The sequence below is a fragment of the Marinobacter persicus genome (assembly GCF_002934325.1).
GTDB lineage: Bacteria > Pseudomonadota > Gammaproteobacteria > Pseudomonadales > Oleiphilaceae > Marinobacter > Marinobacter persicus_A.
The window spans coordinates 15,229-29,113 of record NZ_PTIV01000010.1 but is presented as its reverse complement, the minus strand read 5'-3'; the positions used below and the strand labels follow the sequence as shown (position 1 = coordinate 29,113).

The 13,885-nt window shown below is 57.5% G+C and carries 13 protein-coding genes; 4 read left to right on the top strand and 9 right to left on the bottom strand.

What is annotated here, in order from left to right; all coding sequences use genetic code 11:
- Positions 1-26 precede the first annotated feature (26 nt).
- The 6 genes from BY454_RS07280 to BY454_RS07255 all read right to left on the bottom strand — a co-directional run bounded on the left by BY454_RS07280 (position 27) and on the right by BY454_RS07255 (position 7,066).
- Positions 27-803 (bottom strand): glycerophosphodiester phosphodiesterase, encoded by a 777-nt coding sequence (locus tag BY454_RS07280; protein ID WP_104415831.1) that lies wholly within the window; start codon positions 801-803, stop codon positions 27-29.
- A complete protein-coding gene (locus BY454_RS07275) occupies positions 800-1,927 on the bottom strand; it encodes a 3-deoxy-7-phosphoheptulonate synthase (RefSeq protein WP_104415830.1) in 1,128 nt (375 codons plus the stop codon). The genes BY454_RS07280 and BY454_RS07275 overlap by 4 nt, the downstream gene beginning before the upstream one ends.
- A gap of 14 nt (positions 1,928-1,941) precedes the next feature.
- Entirely contained in the window at positions 1,942-2,391 is a 450-nt protein-coding gene (locus tag BY454_RS07270) for a tellurite resistance TerB family protein (RefSeq protein ID WP_104415829.1), read from the bottom strand.
- Between the two features lie 27 nt (positions 2,392-2,418).
- Positions 2,419-3,387, bottom strand: a complete 969-nt coding sequence (gene tal / locus BY454_RS07265; RefSeq protein WP_104415828.1) for a transaldolase — start codon at positions 3,385-3,387, stop codon at positions 2,419-2,421.
- Between the two features lie 8 nt (positions 3,388-3,395).
- Complete coding sequence (gene dusA / locus BY454_RS07260) at positions 3,396-4,397, bottom strand: tRNA dihydrouridine(20/20a) synthase DusA (RefSeq protein WP_104415827.1); 1,002 nt, start codon at positions 4,395-4,397, stop codon at positions 3,396-3,398.
- A 95-nt stretch (positions 4,398-4,492) separates the two neighbouring features.
- Positions 4,493-7,066 carry a putative bifunctional diguanylate cyclase/phosphodiesterase gene (locus BY454_RS07255; RefSeq protein WP_104415826.1) on the bottom strand — a complete coding sequence of 858 codons (2,574 nt, stop codon included), beginning with the start codon at positions 7,064-7,066 and terminating at the stop codon, positions 4,493-4,495.
- Positions 7,067-7,284: 218 nt separating this feature from the next.
- Here BY454_RS07255 and BY454_RS07250 point away from each other — a divergent pair, with 218 nt between their 5' ends.
- Together BY454_RS07250 and BY454_RS07245 are read left to right on the top strand one after the other, a co-directional pair.
- Positions 7,285-7,743: a CBS domain-containing protein gene (locus BY454_RS07250; RefSeq protein ID WP_181049655.1), complete on the top strand. Its 459-nt coding sequence runs from the start codon at positions 7,285-7,287 to the stop codon at positions 7,741-7,743.
- 131 nt (positions 7,744-7,874) lie between these two features.
- The gene (locus BY454_RS07245; RefSeq protein WP_104415824.1) at positions 7,875-8,627 is read left to right on the top strand and encodes a helix-turn-helix domain-containing protein; all 753 of its coding nucleotides are present in this window, start codon (positions 7,875-7,877) and stop codon (positions 8,625-8,627) included.
- A 371-nt stretch (positions 8,628-8,998) separates the two neighbouring features.
- On the opposite strand, the gene BY454_RS07240 is transcribed toward BY454_RS07245, so the two are convergent.
- Positions 8,999-10,162, bottom strand: coding sequence for a trans-sulfuration enzyme family protein (locus BY454_RS07240; protein ID WP_104415823.1), 1,164 nt, complete (start codon positions 10,160-10,162; stop codon positions 8,999-9,001).
- Between the two features lie 101 nt (positions 10,163-10,263).
- Here BY454_RS07240 and selD point away from each other — a divergent pair, with 101 nt between their 5' ends.
- Positions 10,264-11,301: a selenide, water dikinase SelD gene (selD, locus tag BY454_RS07235; RefSeq protein ID WP_104415822.1), complete on the top strand. Its 1,038-nt coding sequence runs from the start codon at positions 10,264-10,266 to the stop codon at positions 11,299-11,301.
- A 12-nt stretch (positions 11,302-11,313) separates the two neighbouring features.
- Here the strand turns inward: selD and BY454_RS07230 are convergent, their stop codons facing one another.
- Positions 11,314-12,642 (bottom strand): ATP-binding protein, encoded by a 1,329-nt coding sequence (locus tag BY454_RS07230; protein ID WP_104415821.1) that lies wholly within the window; start codon positions 12,640-12,642, stop codon positions 11,314-11,316.
- Complete coding sequence (locus BY454_RS07225; RefSeq protein WP_104415820.1) at positions 12,632-13,297, bottom strand: response regulator; 666 nt, start codon at positions 13,295-13,297, stop codon at positions 12,632-12,634. The genes BY454_RS07230 and BY454_RS07225 overlap by 11 nt, the downstream gene beginning before the upstream one ends.
- A gap of 163 nt (positions 13,298-13,460) precedes the next feature.
- On the opposite strand from BY454_RS07225, the gene BY454_RS07220 reads away from it, so the two are divergent.
- Positions 13,461-13,853 carry a PepSY domain-containing protein gene (locus BY454_RS07220; RefSeq protein ID WP_104415819.1) on the top strand — a complete coding sequence of 131 codons (393 nt, stop codon included), beginning with the start codon at positions 13,461-13,463 and terminating at the stop codon, positions 13,851-13,853.
- Positions 13,854-13,885: the final 32 nt, after the last annotated feature.

Sequence of the window (13,885 nt, the reverse complement as noted above, 5' to 3'; positions counted from 1 at the left end):
TCGAATAAGCGCCCGGTTCCGCCGTCTCAGGCGGGCTCCGGGCTCTGAGAGGCTTCCTGAGCCGGCAGTAGCGGCGATTGTGCCCGGTTGTCGAAGTACATGCGCGTACTGGTCGGGAAGTCCGTGATCACGCTGTCCACCCCCATTTCCTCGATTTTCAGCATGTCGTGAATCCGGTTCACGGTCCAGGCGGACACGTGCATGTCCATCCGGTGTGCCTGATCGACCATGTTGCGACTCAGGATCTTCCACTTGGCGCAGAAGTATTCACAGTTCAGGCGTTTTGCCTGGGTCAGCGGTTTCGGGATTTTGCGTTCTGCCACCAGGCCGATACGGATATTGCGGTCGCGTCGGCGGATTTCCCGGAGAAATCGCGTATCCGCGGAGGTGACCGCGACGGTGCGGTAAAGGTTGCGGCGCTGGATGATTTCGGTCAGTCGGTTACACAGGACGTTCAGTCGCCGGCCCCGGTCTTTTTTGACCTCCAGTTGCAGGTGCTCGATGTCTGCAAACTGATCCAGCAACTGTTCCAGCGTGGGGATGCCGGTTCGGGTCGGCCAGCCGGTAACATTTCGGCGGGCATCCATGGCAGCCAGTTCGGCCACGGTGTAGTTGCCGACGTTGCCTTTATGGCTGGTGGTGCGGTCTACCGTCAGGTCGTGCACCAGCACCGGGATGCCATCTTTTGAGAGCACCAGGTCCAGCTCGAAATGCCGGATGCCATGCCGGTAGGCATGGGTGAAAGCCGGCAGGGTGTTTTCGGGTGCCTCGCCCTTGGCTCCTCGGTGACCGTATACGATCATTCTGACGCAGTACCTTTGAGTTTCCGGTAAATGTCCTGGCGTCTCTTCCAGGTTTCGTGGCACAGGCGGATGTCTTCCAGGTAAGCCGGCAATTCGTCCATCAGCAGTGCCTGTGGGCCATCCACCAGCGCCTTCTCGGGTTTCGGATGGAAGTCCACCAGTACCATGTTGGCGCCGGCCACCACGCCCTGGGCGGTGGCGTGCATGACATCCAGGATGCCGTCCGGGGACTGTTCGCGGCTGCCCACGGAATGGGATGGGTCTACACACACTGGCATGCGGGTCAGACGTTTGACGGCTGGCACGTGGGCAAAATCCACCATGTTGCGATGGGGCTGGCCGGCCTCGGTCTTCATGCCGCGCAGGCAGAAGATGACGTTGGCGTTGCCTTCGCTGGCCAGGTATTCGGCCGCATTGAGGGATTCGTTCAGGGTGATGCCAAAGCCCCGCTTCAGCAGCACCGGGTAAGTGCTTTGCCGGCCGATGGCCTTGAGCAGCTCGAAGTTCTGGGTGTTTCGGGTGCCTACCTGAAGCATGACGCCGGTGGGGCGCCCCAACTGTTCCAGGCAGTGGTCGATTTCCTCGATGTGGCTTTCGTGAGTGATCTCCATGGCGATCACCTTGATGCCATGCTTACCCGCTTTTTCAAACACCCAGGGCAGGCAGCCCTTGCCATGTCCCTGGAAAGAGTAGGGGTTGGTGCGAGGTTTGTACGCGCCCATGCGGGTACAGACTTCGCCATTGTCTTCCAGCGCTCGCATCATCATTTCGACATGGTCGGGTATGTCCACCGCGCAAAGGCCGGCAAAGATATTCAGGTTGTTCTGGCTGAACTCAACGCCGTTGTAGGTGAACCCGCTTTGCCGGTGGTCGTCCTTGTGGCGACCCAGGATGCGGTAATCCTCGGAAATGCGAATCGCCCGTTCCACTGCCGGAAGCGCCTCAATCTCCTCTTTGTCCAGAGGCTTGGTGTCGCCGAGCAGGTAGATCTCGGTCAGCCGCTGACTGGCTCCCTGGACCTCATGAACCCGCAGGGTCACGCCCGGCAGGTTTTCCAGGTAATGAAGCGTCTGGCGGTAGGCATCGCTGTCCAGCGGGGTGTTGGGGTGAAGAATTGCTAACATGGACTCTCCTCCGGTTAGTCGGCGGCGTCTTCCGCCTGGTGCCGGGCCTGCATGTACTCACGATGATTAAGATGCAACAGGTCCGCCATCCGACGAATAAGGTGTTCTTCGTACTTGTCGATGCGGCCGTCGGCCAGTGCCACCCGCCAGATGCTGGTCAGCAGGGCCTGCTTTTGTACCTGATCCAGGTATTCGTTAATGCGTCCGGTGAACTCGTACAGGGAGGTGGCGTCCTCGGCGTGGTTCAGGGCGTCGTCGAGGATATCCCGGGCTTCCTCCCGGGTGATCTGGTGTGCCTTGACGGCACAATCGACGATGACCTCCAGTTCACGCTCGTCCTCATTGTTATCGACCCGGGAAAGCTGCACCATGAGTGCTGTGGCGGCCACGGCCAGTTGATGGGCGTCGGGTTCTACCGGCTCTTCCTCCGGTGCTGCAAACAGCTGTTTCAGGCGTTCGATCATGACAAAGGCCTCTGTTTGACGGGTGGGTCAGGCGGCGTTGTTGGTTAACTGGCGCACCTGGTTTTCCAGTTCAATCTGGTCCGCCGCGAATTTACGAATGCCTTCCGCGAGCTTTTCAGTGGCCATGGCATCTTCATTAAGCTGCCAGCGGAAGGCTTTTTCAGTCAATTGTCCGAGTTTCTCATCACTGCTGGCGGTGTCCGGCGCCAACCGGCGGGGCAACTCGCCCTCATCGTCCTTAAGTTCCTGCAACAAGGCGGGGCTGATGGTCAGGCGGTCACAGCCGGCGAGCATTTCGATTTCGCCGGTGTTACGGAAGCTGGCACCCATGATTACCGTGTCAAAGCCATTGCTCTTGTAGTAATTGTAGATGCGGCTAACCGACTGTACACCAGGGTCTTCGGCTGCTGGGAAGTGGTCACGGCCGCTGTTGGCCAAGTGCCAGTCGAGGATGCGGCCCACGAAAGGGGAGACCAGGTGGGCTCCGGCCTGGGCACAGGCCACGGCTTGGGCGAAGGAGAACAGCAGGGTGAGATTGCAGCGTATGCCCTCTTTCTCCAGCTGCTCGGCGGCACGAATGCCCTCCCAGGTGGAGGCGATCTTGATCAGCACCCGGCTGGTGTCTACGCCCTCATGATCATAAAGTTCCACCAGGCGTCGGGCCCTCTCCAGAGTGGCCGCCGTGTCGAACGACAGCCGTGCATCCACTTCCGTGGAAACCATGCCCGGAATCAGCCCCAGAATTTCCTTGCCCGCCAGCACCGCCAGGGTGTCGGTGGCCATGGATAACTGTTCACGGTCTGAACTGCTGTGCCGGGCGGCCCGGGCAACCGCCTTGTCCAGCATCGGGCGATAGGCCTCCGACGCGGCGGCTTTGAGCAGCAATGAGGGGGTGGTGGTGGCATCCTGCGGGCGCCAGTGGCCAATGGCCTCCAGGTCGCCGGTGTCGGCCACCACGGTGGTCATGTTCTTGAGTTGTTCGAGCTTGTTGGTCATTCGGCCTTCTATCCTTGTGGTTCGCGTACCTTGCTCAACGCGGTCTCGATAACGTCCAGACCGCTGCCGGGTTTATAGGCGTTCTCGCTGATGTGCCGGCGGAACTGGCGCCCGCCGGGCATGCCATGGAACAACCCCATGATATGCCGGGAAATGTGGGTAAGAAATACCCCGCGTTCCAACTCCTTTTCAATGAACGGGAACATGGCCCGCAATGCCTCCTGACGACTGGTGACCGGGGCCGGTTCACCGAAGAATTCCGGGTCCACGCCGGCCAGCAGCCAGGGGTTGTGGTAGGCCTCACGGCCAAGCATCACGCCATCGGTGTGGCGCAGGTGCTGGTGGCATTCCTCGAAGGTCTTGATGCCGCCGTTGATGATGATTTCCAACTGGGGGTATTTTTCCTTCAGGCGGTAGACCCAGTCGTACTTGAGCGGTGGAATGTCCCGGTTCTCTTTCGGGCTCAGGCCCTCGAGCACAGCAATGCGGGCGTGCACGATGAATGTCTGGCAGCCGGCGGCGGCCACCTTCTCGATGAACTCACACAGCTCGTCCCAGGACTCCCGGCCATCGATGCCAATGCGATGTTTGACCGTTACCGGCAAATCGGTGGCCGCCTTCATGGCCGCCACCCCTTCGGCCACTTTGTCCGGGTAGGCCATCAGACAGGCACCGATCATGTTGTTCTGCACCCGGTCGCTGGGGCAGCCCACGTTCAGGTTTACCTCATCGAATCCGAACTGTTCGGCCAATCGTGCGCAGTGAGCCAGTTCCGCCGGATCACTGCCGCCCAGCTGCAGTGCCAGGGGATGTTCGGCCTCGTGGTAACGCAGGAAGCGTTCGGTATCGCCGTGGATCAGTGCGCCGGTGGTGACCATTTCCGTATACAGCAGGGTATGGCGGCTCAACAGCCGCGCAAAGTAACGGAAGTGGGGCGTTGTCCAGTCCATCATCGGGGCAATGCTGAACTTGCGGGACAGTGCGACGGGAGTAGGGCTGTTCTCTTGCATGGGCTGCTTCTGGGTCACTCGTGTATAACCGGTATTGATGGTGACCCAGTGTAACAGGAATGCAGGTTTGGTGACCTGACGTGCTTGCCCTTACGTCAGGCCGTACTTACCTCAAAGTTTGGCATTTCCCGGTTGGGGCGACCCACATGGAAGCCCTGGGCGTAGTCGATGCCCACTTCCCGAACCATGTTCAGCACATCCTCATTTTCCACAAACTCCGCCACGGTTTTCAGCTTCAGTTTCTTGGCCAGGTCCGTGATGCTGACCACAAAGGCGAGATCCCGCGGATCGTTAGCCATGTTGGCGATGAAGTCGCCTTCGATTTTCACGAAATCAATCGGCAGGTACTTGAGGTAGTGGAAAGACGAGAAGCCGGAGCCGAAGTCGTCAATGGCAAGCAGGTAGCCGGCGTCTTTCAGGTTGCGCACGAAGTTTTCCAGCAGGCCCATGTTTTTCACGGTATCCCTTTCGGTAATCTCGAACACAATCCGGCTGCGGTCCAACTGGTAGCGGTCGGTAAGTTCGTGCAGGGTTTGCAGGAAGTCGCGCACCAGTATTGATCGAGGTGACAGATTGATGAACAGCAGTCCCTGGTAGCCGGTATCGCGCACCCGTTCGAAGGCCTTCTCCATCACGATGTAATCCATCAGGTGTACTTTGCCCATGGATTCGGCGATCTCGATGAATTCTCCGGCGGTCATCAGGGTGTCGTCAGGCAGTTGGATCCGACTGAGCACCTCAACGGCAGGCAGGTCGTCTCCGTTGGGCTGAATGGGCTGGAACACCGGTACCACGCTGTGATTCTCGATGGCGTCGTTCACCAGCACCATCTTCTGGTTCAGGTCGTTGAAGATTTCCGCCACGTCGTCCTTATGCGGCAGGCTGATGCGGTTCTTGCCCTGGCTCTTGGAGCGATACATCAGGTTGTCCACGAACATGAACAGATCCTTCCGGTTATCTGCATGGTCCGGGAACAGCCCAACACCAATGGAACCGGTGACACGAACAACGCCGTCATTGCGTGTTTCCAGTGAAAAATCCTGCATGCACTGAAGGAGTCGCTCACTGACCTGTTCCGCGTGTTCCAGGCTGGTTTCCGGCAGTACCACCACAAACTCATCACCGCCGTAACGGGCCAGTATGTCGCCGGTGCGCAGTACGCTCTGCAGCTCCATGGACAGTTGGCGTAGGAGTTTGTCGCCGGTGGCATGGCCGTAGCCGTCGTTGATAGCCTTGAAGTTGTCCAGGTCCAGCATCAGCAGGGCCACCTGATAATCGTGGCGCTGGCAGCGGTCCAGCTCGTAGTCCAGCAACTCCCAGAACATGCGCTGGTTGTAGAGGTTGGTCAGCGGATCACGGGTGGCGTAGTACTCCAGGTCCCGCGTGTATTTGTAGATGGCTTTCACCGAGCCCACCACGTTCAACAGGGTGGACAGGATGCTCTCAAGCACCAATACCTTGGTGTTGTCTTTGACGATGCTGGCATGCACACCAATACCGACAATGCCGCCAATTTTGGGCGTCTCCACCAGTAGGGATTTGGTCTGCAATTCGATTTCTGCCGGCTCAAGCTCCAGCGGGGTGCTGTCGGTACTGACGCTGTTATGATGAATGATAACCTCACCGGGAAGGCCAAAATGCTCATTGCCCGCCAGGCGTTTCCGGATGGCTTTTTCCATCATTTTTCGGGTGTTGTCGGAGGGCGTTGTCAGCCAGAAAATCTCCAGGTCGAAGACCTCGTCATCCACCTTGAAAATAGAGAACATGGTGTAGATCTGGATCACCTGGTTGATATCCAGCATCAACATGTTGATGTATTCCCGCCAGTCGCGCACCACCTCCGACGTGATCACGAACTTCTCAAGCAGGCGGATCTCGAACTCCAGCAGGTCCTTGTCCACCGCGATGCCCTGAAGCCGGTCGGCCAGGGTTTCCACCTGTCCGAAAATCTGGTTCAACTCCCGGAAACCCAGATCTTCGTTGTCGCGGGACAGCTGGCTCAGGTCTTCCAGGGTTTCGACTTTCCTGATGCGTTTGCTCAATTCATCAACTGAATGATTGACCCGGAACGCCACCGAACGGACGGCCCAGAAACCAAACAGAATCGGGAGGGGGGAGAGCACCAACAGATAATAGAGCAGGTTTCGGCTGGCAATGTCCATCTGCTTGCTGAGATCCTGCTCTACCTCAATAACGCCCAGCGTATCGCCCACGGAGGCGTTGGTGTGGCACTGGAGGCAGATTTGTTCGGCTTTGAGAGGGTGGAGGTAACGCTGCTGGTTGCCAAAGCTGCGCTGGATAACTTCGCCGGTGCGCATGGCGTCGCGAATCTGTTTGTCCATATTGGGCTGGTCAATCTCACCATAGAGGTCGACCACTTTCTCGCCGCGATAGACCATGACATCGATGGCGGCGTCCGAGTCCTTGGAGGACGAAAGCTGGGCCATGAACTGCTCGAGCTGGGCACGCGTCCAGCCCTGGCTCATGACCAGATACATGGAATTGAACGTACTTTCCGCTACCGATTCGGCAATTTGGTCGGCGCTGTCCCGGATGCTGGCTTCGTAAGCCAGGCGGCATACGAACAGCAGGATCATGAAACCAATGGCCGAAAACAAAAATGTTCGGGTTAGCAGGTAGCGTTGGATCGAAGGCGCGGTTCGAGACATGTTCGTTCAAAAACTCATTCAATGTTTGGAGCAAATTATACGCACTTCGTAAAGATCAATCTGTCGTCTATTCGGCCATGCTTGATGCCAGTCAACCTGTCACGAAGTTGCATGAGGGTGTAATCATGATTTTGGTCAAAGTTTGATCGGCGGGTTGGGCTAGCCTGAAAGTCCGGCAACTAAAAGGGGAGGGATGTGAGATGTCCGTAGCAGAGATTATGCATAAGAATGCCACCTGTTGTGACCAGGACAGCACCCTGGATGATCTGGCCAGGACCATGTGGGAAAACGACCTTGGCATCGTACCGATCATTGACGAGCGCAAACAGTTGAAGGGCGTCGTTACCGACCGGGACATTGCCATGGCGGCCACGTTGCAACATAAACCACTGTGGGAAATGAAAGCGTCTGACCTGATTGCCAATAAGCAGTGTCATGTATGCCATCCGGAAGACGACATTCACGATGTTCTGAAGATGATGAGCCAGTCGCAGGTGCGCCGGGTGCCAGTTCTGAATGGCCAGGGCGAGGTCATGGGAATGATCGGGATGCACGATATCGTGGAGCACACCACCAATTCCGGCAAAGCGAGATCGGAGAATCAGTACGCGGCCAGCGAGTTAATTGAGGCCCTTCGACAGGTTTCGCGGCCTAACCTGCCGAGTGCGTCTATGTGAGTCGTTAATCCTTGGCTCGTTGATTCAGGCAAGAATGAATGGGCATAACGAGTACCTGTTTAATGGTGAGTTGATATTGGATTTTTCCATCGGTGTGTTACATCGTGTAACGGAAAGCGGTGGAGAAAAGCATGGATGGCGCGCAGACGTATCAAGTCAGTGTTAATACAGTCTCGGAAAATTGTACCAGCTGCTCCCTGGCTGCCGGGTGCCTGCCCAAAGGGCTTCCCTGGCAGCAGTGGCGGCAGCTGGACGCTCTCGCCCGGCATCCTGCCGTGTTTGTGCGACGGCAGCGGATCTACAGCCAGAACGCGCCTTTTTATTCCTGCTACATCGTCAAAAGCGGCGCTGTAAAAACCGTTTATATCAATGCTCAGGGCCAGGAGAGAGTACTGGGGCTGTATCTGCCAGGTGACCTGTTTGGGCTGGATGGAGTGGGAGACGGTAGCCATACCTGTTCCGCCCAGGCTCTTGAGCGCTCGCTGATCTGCCGAATCAATTTTGCCGATCTGGAGCAGCATATGGCGCGCATGCCCAAGCTCCAGCGCCTGTTGTTGCAATTAATGAGCGACCAGCTGAATGCGGCCCACGGTCTGATCTGCAGCCTGAGCCAAAGCACCGCCGAGGAGCGGGTGGTGCGTTTTATTCTGGAGTTGTCTGACCGTTACCGGCAGCGGAAGCTCTCCGGCACCGAATTCCGCCTGGCGATGACCAAAACCGACGCAGCCAACTACCTGGGCCTGGCGGTGGAAACCCTGAGCCGTGTTCTCGGTCGCTTACGTAACCGAGGGTTGATACGGATTCAGGGGCGCCAGCTTCAGATTTTGAACGAGGCGGCCTTGAAGGCCATCGCTGATCCATCTCACATTTTTCTTGATTCCTGATCCAGCCCACGCCGACGCTGATTCTGTGCTCGCATATTCCCATGATTCCGTTGCCTTTACCCGACGTCTGTATATGATGATCACATCTTCCCGGTTTAATGGTCACTGTGCTGGCGTTCTGTATCCGTCGTGAGTGGGGGTTCGACAAGGAAGATCGTTCGTTGCTAACGCCGTTGGCAGCACCTTTAACGTCAGGAGACTTGTGATGTCCAAGAAAGTCGAGAAGAATCTGAAAAAGAAGATCAATGCCCGCAAAGCCAAGATTGCCAAGCACGAGGGCAAGCTCAAGTCACTGAAGAAGAAATTGAAGAAAGCTTCCAAGTGATGGATCGGGCCGCTTAAGGGCGGCCCGTCTGATTACAGCTTTTGCGCTACGCCAGCGCTTGCTGAAGATCCTCGATCAGGTCTTCAACATCTTCCAGTCCTACTGACAGCCGCAACATTCCCTCGCCAATACCTCGCTTTTCCCGCTCTTCCGGGCTCAGGCCGTAATGGCTGGTGGCGCTTGGCTGGCTGACGAGGCTTTCCACGCCGCCCAGGCTGGTGGCCAGCAGGAAAACCTTCAGAGTGTCGGCAACCTTGGCCGCAGCTTCGCGTCCACCGGCCACTTCGATGCTGAGCATGCCGCCGAAACCAGTCATCTGCTGCTTGGCCAGCTCGTGATCGTCAAACGAGGGCAGGCCAGGGTAATGAACCTTGCTCACCTTCGGGTGCTTCTCCATGGCCTGGGCGACCGCCAGGGCATTTTCGTTATGCTGGCGGATGCGTACCGGCAGGGTGCGCAGGCTGCGGGAGAGCAGGGCGGCGGTTTCCGGCGCAATCAGCTGACCCAGATTCTTGCGCCAGGCGGCGACCGGTTCGGCGAGCGCTTGGCTGGTCATCAGTGCGCCGGCGGTGATGTCGCTGTGCCCGCCCAGGTATTTGCTGGCGCTGTGCAGGGACAGATCCGCGCCCAGGTCCAGCGGTTTCTGGTTGATGGGGCTGGCGAAGGTGTTGTCGACCGCCACCAGAGCTTGGTGCTGGTGTGCGGTTTCCGCCAGTTTCCGGATATCCAGCAGGCGCATGTTGGGGTTGGCCGGGGTTTCGAAATACACCAGCTTGCCGGGCTCGCTCAGGTGGCTGGCGAGTTCGTCCTGTTGTTCCCGGAACAGGAAGGTGACCGGGATGCCCAGCGCCTGGCAGTGGTTGATTAAAAATTCCTGGGTGCCGCCGTACAGATCGCCCACACAGACAATGCCCTTGCGGCCATGGGCCAGCAAGGTGGCGGAAATGGCCGCCATGCCCGAGGCAAAGGCCAGGCCTTCCTCGGCATTTTCCAGTGCCGCCAGGCCCTGCTCCAGTTCCTGGATGGTCGGGTTGGTGCCCCAGCGGGTGTAGAGGTTACCTTCGGTGCGCTTGCCAATCACATCCAACAGGGCCTGGGTATTCTCAAACCGGTAAGTGGTGGTGTTGTACACCGGTGAATAGGGGCTGCCGTGCTGGTCGTGGTGGCGGCGGTTATGAATGATACGGGTGGCGGGGCCTGGGGTCTTCATCAAAAATCCTGTTTGTTGGCGACAAGGTGCACCGGACTGTAAACTGGCTCGTATGTGTGGGGAATAGTACCAAATTTCGTAACGCTCAGAAGGAACAAACCTTGTCCATCAAACTGACACAATTCAGTCACGGCGCCGGCTGTGGCTGCAAGATTGCTCCGGACGTTCTGGACCGCATCCTTCATACCGATGCCCCCGAGTTCAAAGACCCGAAGTTGCTGGTGGGAAATTCCAGCCGTGATGATGCTGCAGTGGCGGACGTTGGTAATGGGTTGGGCATTATCAGTACCACTGATTTCTTCATGCCGGTGGTGGATGACCCGTTCGATTTCGGTCGTATCGCAGCGGCGAACGCCATCAGTGACGTCTATGCCATGGGGGGCAAACCGGTCATGGCGATTGCCATCCTGGGCTGGCCGGTGGATCAGCTGGAGCCGGAAATTGCCGGCAAGGTGATCGATGGCGGTCGCGCCGTGTGTGCCGAAGCGGGCATCGCCCTGGCGGGTGGCCACAGCATTGATTCGCCGGAACCGATTTTCGGGTTGGCGGTGACCGGCCAGGTGGCGGTAGACCGTATTGTGCAGAACGACACCGCCAAGGCCGGGGATCTGCTTTACCTCACCAAACCGTTGGGCGTGGGTATCCTGACCAGCGCCTCCAAGAAGGGCAAGGTATCCGAGGAGGACCTGGCAGTAGCGGTAAAGAGCATGTCCACCCTCAATAAAGTGGGCGAAGTGTTCTCGGAAATTGATGGCGTGAATGCCATGACCGACGTCACCGGCTTTGGCCTGGCCGGCCACCTGCTGGAGATCTGTCGGGGCAGCGGCGTGAGTGCCCGGGTCAGTCGCCAGGCGGTGCCGGTGCTGGCCAACCTTCAGCCCTACATTGAAGCCGGCTGCATTCCTGGCGGTACCCACCGCAACGCTCATGCCTTTGGTAACGCGATTTCGGGCATGACTGAAGAAGACAAGTTGGTGTTCTGTGATCCACAGACCAGTGGCGGTTTGATGGTGAGCGTGGCTGAAAGCAGTCGTGAAGCATTTGAAGCCAGTGCCCGGGAGCAGGGGCTGGAGCTGCAGCCCCTGGGTCGTCTGGAAGAGGCCACCGGTGATGAAAGCCTGGTGTTTATAGACGATTAATGACGACGCTTGCTAAGGTCTGATCACAACGTTCAGCTCGGCTTCAAAACCATCTTCCCGTCCACGGGCGGGGGAGTAGAAGCTTAATTTCAGATTCGCACTGCTGGCGATGGCCTGGACAATCGCAAGCCCCAAGCCGGAGCCGGAGACCTTGTTATTGGCGCGGACAAACCGGTTTTGCAGTTGGGGCATTGCTTCAGGGGGAATGGCAGGGCCACTGTTGGCAATGGTTAACGTGCCGTCTTGAAGCAGCCGAATAGTGACCGGGTCTGTTTCAGAGCCATGTTTTAGTGCGTTCTCAATCAGATTTCTGGCCAGTATTGCAAAAGCGTCCGGGTCCAGTAGGGAGGTTACCGGCATGTCCGCCGCTTCAAGCTGGATTCTTCCGGGGTGCAAGCGATCGTAGTCGCTCACGAGGGTGCGCAGAACCGGTACCAGGTTGCTTTCCTTTTCCGCCAGAATACCGCCGCCCTCGGCCTTCGCCAGCTCCAGCAACTTGCTGGATAGGCGGGAAAGATCTTGCAACGATTCCTCAATTTCGCAGGCTTTCTGGTGCGTTGGTTCTTCAGCGAGTTCCGTTTTTAATCGCTGTACCTGCGCCAGCGCCGTTGCCAGTGGCGTTCTCAATTCGTGGGCGCTGTTTGCTGTAAAACTTCTTTCAGCTTCAAGAGCATTTCTGAGCCGCTCCAGCAACTGGTTGATCGAGGTTGCGATGGGTCCAAACTCTGCTGGCAATCTGGTTACCGTTATCGGCGACAGGTCGGTGTTGCCCCTGGTTTCGAGCGACTGGCGGAATACCAATACCCGGCGAAGCGAGAATCTGACGGCCCACCAGACGCAGATCAGGCTGACAGGTACCAGCAGAATTAATGGCAGAAGAAGAGCAAGACTGGTTTCAATCGCGGCTTGCCGTCGGTGGGCCAGGGGCTCTGCGACCTCTATAAATAAGGTATCGCTGACAGCAGAGTCACCGTATATCCGGTGGCTAGGGGTTTCGAAGAAGCCGATTTTCGGCTTGGTGTTGAACACCGAAGGGTCTGCATCGTGGGAGCGCAACAGGATGTTGCCGGAATTGTCCCGGACCAGGTAGGTGATGTACTCCTCATGGTCTTCCGTGGCCGGTGCGCGGCCAGGACCAGCGGCGGCATCGCGGTTGAGAATCTCGGTGACGGCAAGGGGTAGAATTCGCTGGGCGGTTTCCTGAAGCGCGCTATCAAAGACTTCATTGATCTCGTGCCGGGCGACCAGCCCGGATGCCAGCACACCTGCCAACCAGAGCAACGTGAGCCCAACAGTCAGCCACAGGCTGAGTGTTTTTTGTAAGCTGTTTTCAGTTTTCATCGGTGCTCAGGCGATACCCCATCCCACGGACGGTCACAATAACATCCCGCCCCAGCTTTTTGCGTAATCGACTGATATGCACCTCAATGGCGTTGCTTTCAACCTCGGCGTCGAACTCGTAGAGTCGTTCTTCCAGTTGGGCCTTTGATAACAGCATCCCCGGGCGCTGAAGAAGTGCCTCCAGTAGTGCCCATTCACGGGCCGTCAGCCCCACCTTCTCGCCGCTACGCAGCACGGTATGATCCTGAAGGCTGATGTCCAGCCCTCCCAGACAAACCGTGGGGTTGGGGTTGCCACGATAGCGCCTCGCCACGGCAGCAACGCGCGCTGAAAGTTCCGACAAGTCGAACGGTTTCACCAGGTAGTCATCGGCACCTGCGTTTAGTCCTTCGATACGGTCCGATATCTGGTCCCGTGCGGTAAGGATGATAACCGGTGTGTTGTCGCCGCTTTTTCGTAGTTTTTTCAGGAAGTCGGTGCCGTAGCCGTCGGGCAGCATCAGGTCCAGAAGAATGAGACCGTAGGCGGTGGTTTGAAGGCTGGCTTCGGCATAAGTGAGGGTCTGAACCCAATCCGTGGCATGGCCATCCTCCCTGATTTGTTCCTGCACCGCTGCTCCCAGCCGGTCGGCGTCTTCCACCAACAATACCCGCATGCCGGTTCCTTTTGTTGAAGATTTTAAAGCAAGGATACACGCCTTTCCTGACAACAGCCTTAAGACACGCCGTTCGGTGTATGGCACAAAAAGATCTGTGTTCTTCAGGTTGCTGTCAGGAAGGCTGAATACACTGACGGTGTCCACACAGAGGAGAGTAATGATGAAAAACAGATCTATTGCATTGGGTTTGTCGATGTTTCTTCTGACCGGTGCCGCGCTCGCCGATGACGACTGCGATGATCCGGTGTCTGGCTGGCAGCCTCGTGAAAATCTGAGACAGCAGCTTGAGGCCGATGGCTGGGAAGTCTATCGGATCAAGGTCGATGACGGCTGTTATGAGGTGGAAGGAAGGAATCCGCACGGTAGCCGGGTGGAAGCCAGCTTTGCACCCTCAAATTTTGAGCTCATGGAACTGGAGCGGGAAGACGAGGATGACGATGACGACGAGAGGGATGATGACGAACGTCGGAATTATCAGGCTGACGGCAATCGCCAGCAAACCATGCCCAGTAACGGCATTGTGAAAGGTCGTCCTTCTGTCAGCGTTCAGTAAGGCATTGGAAGCGGGCTCAATAAGGAGAGTGC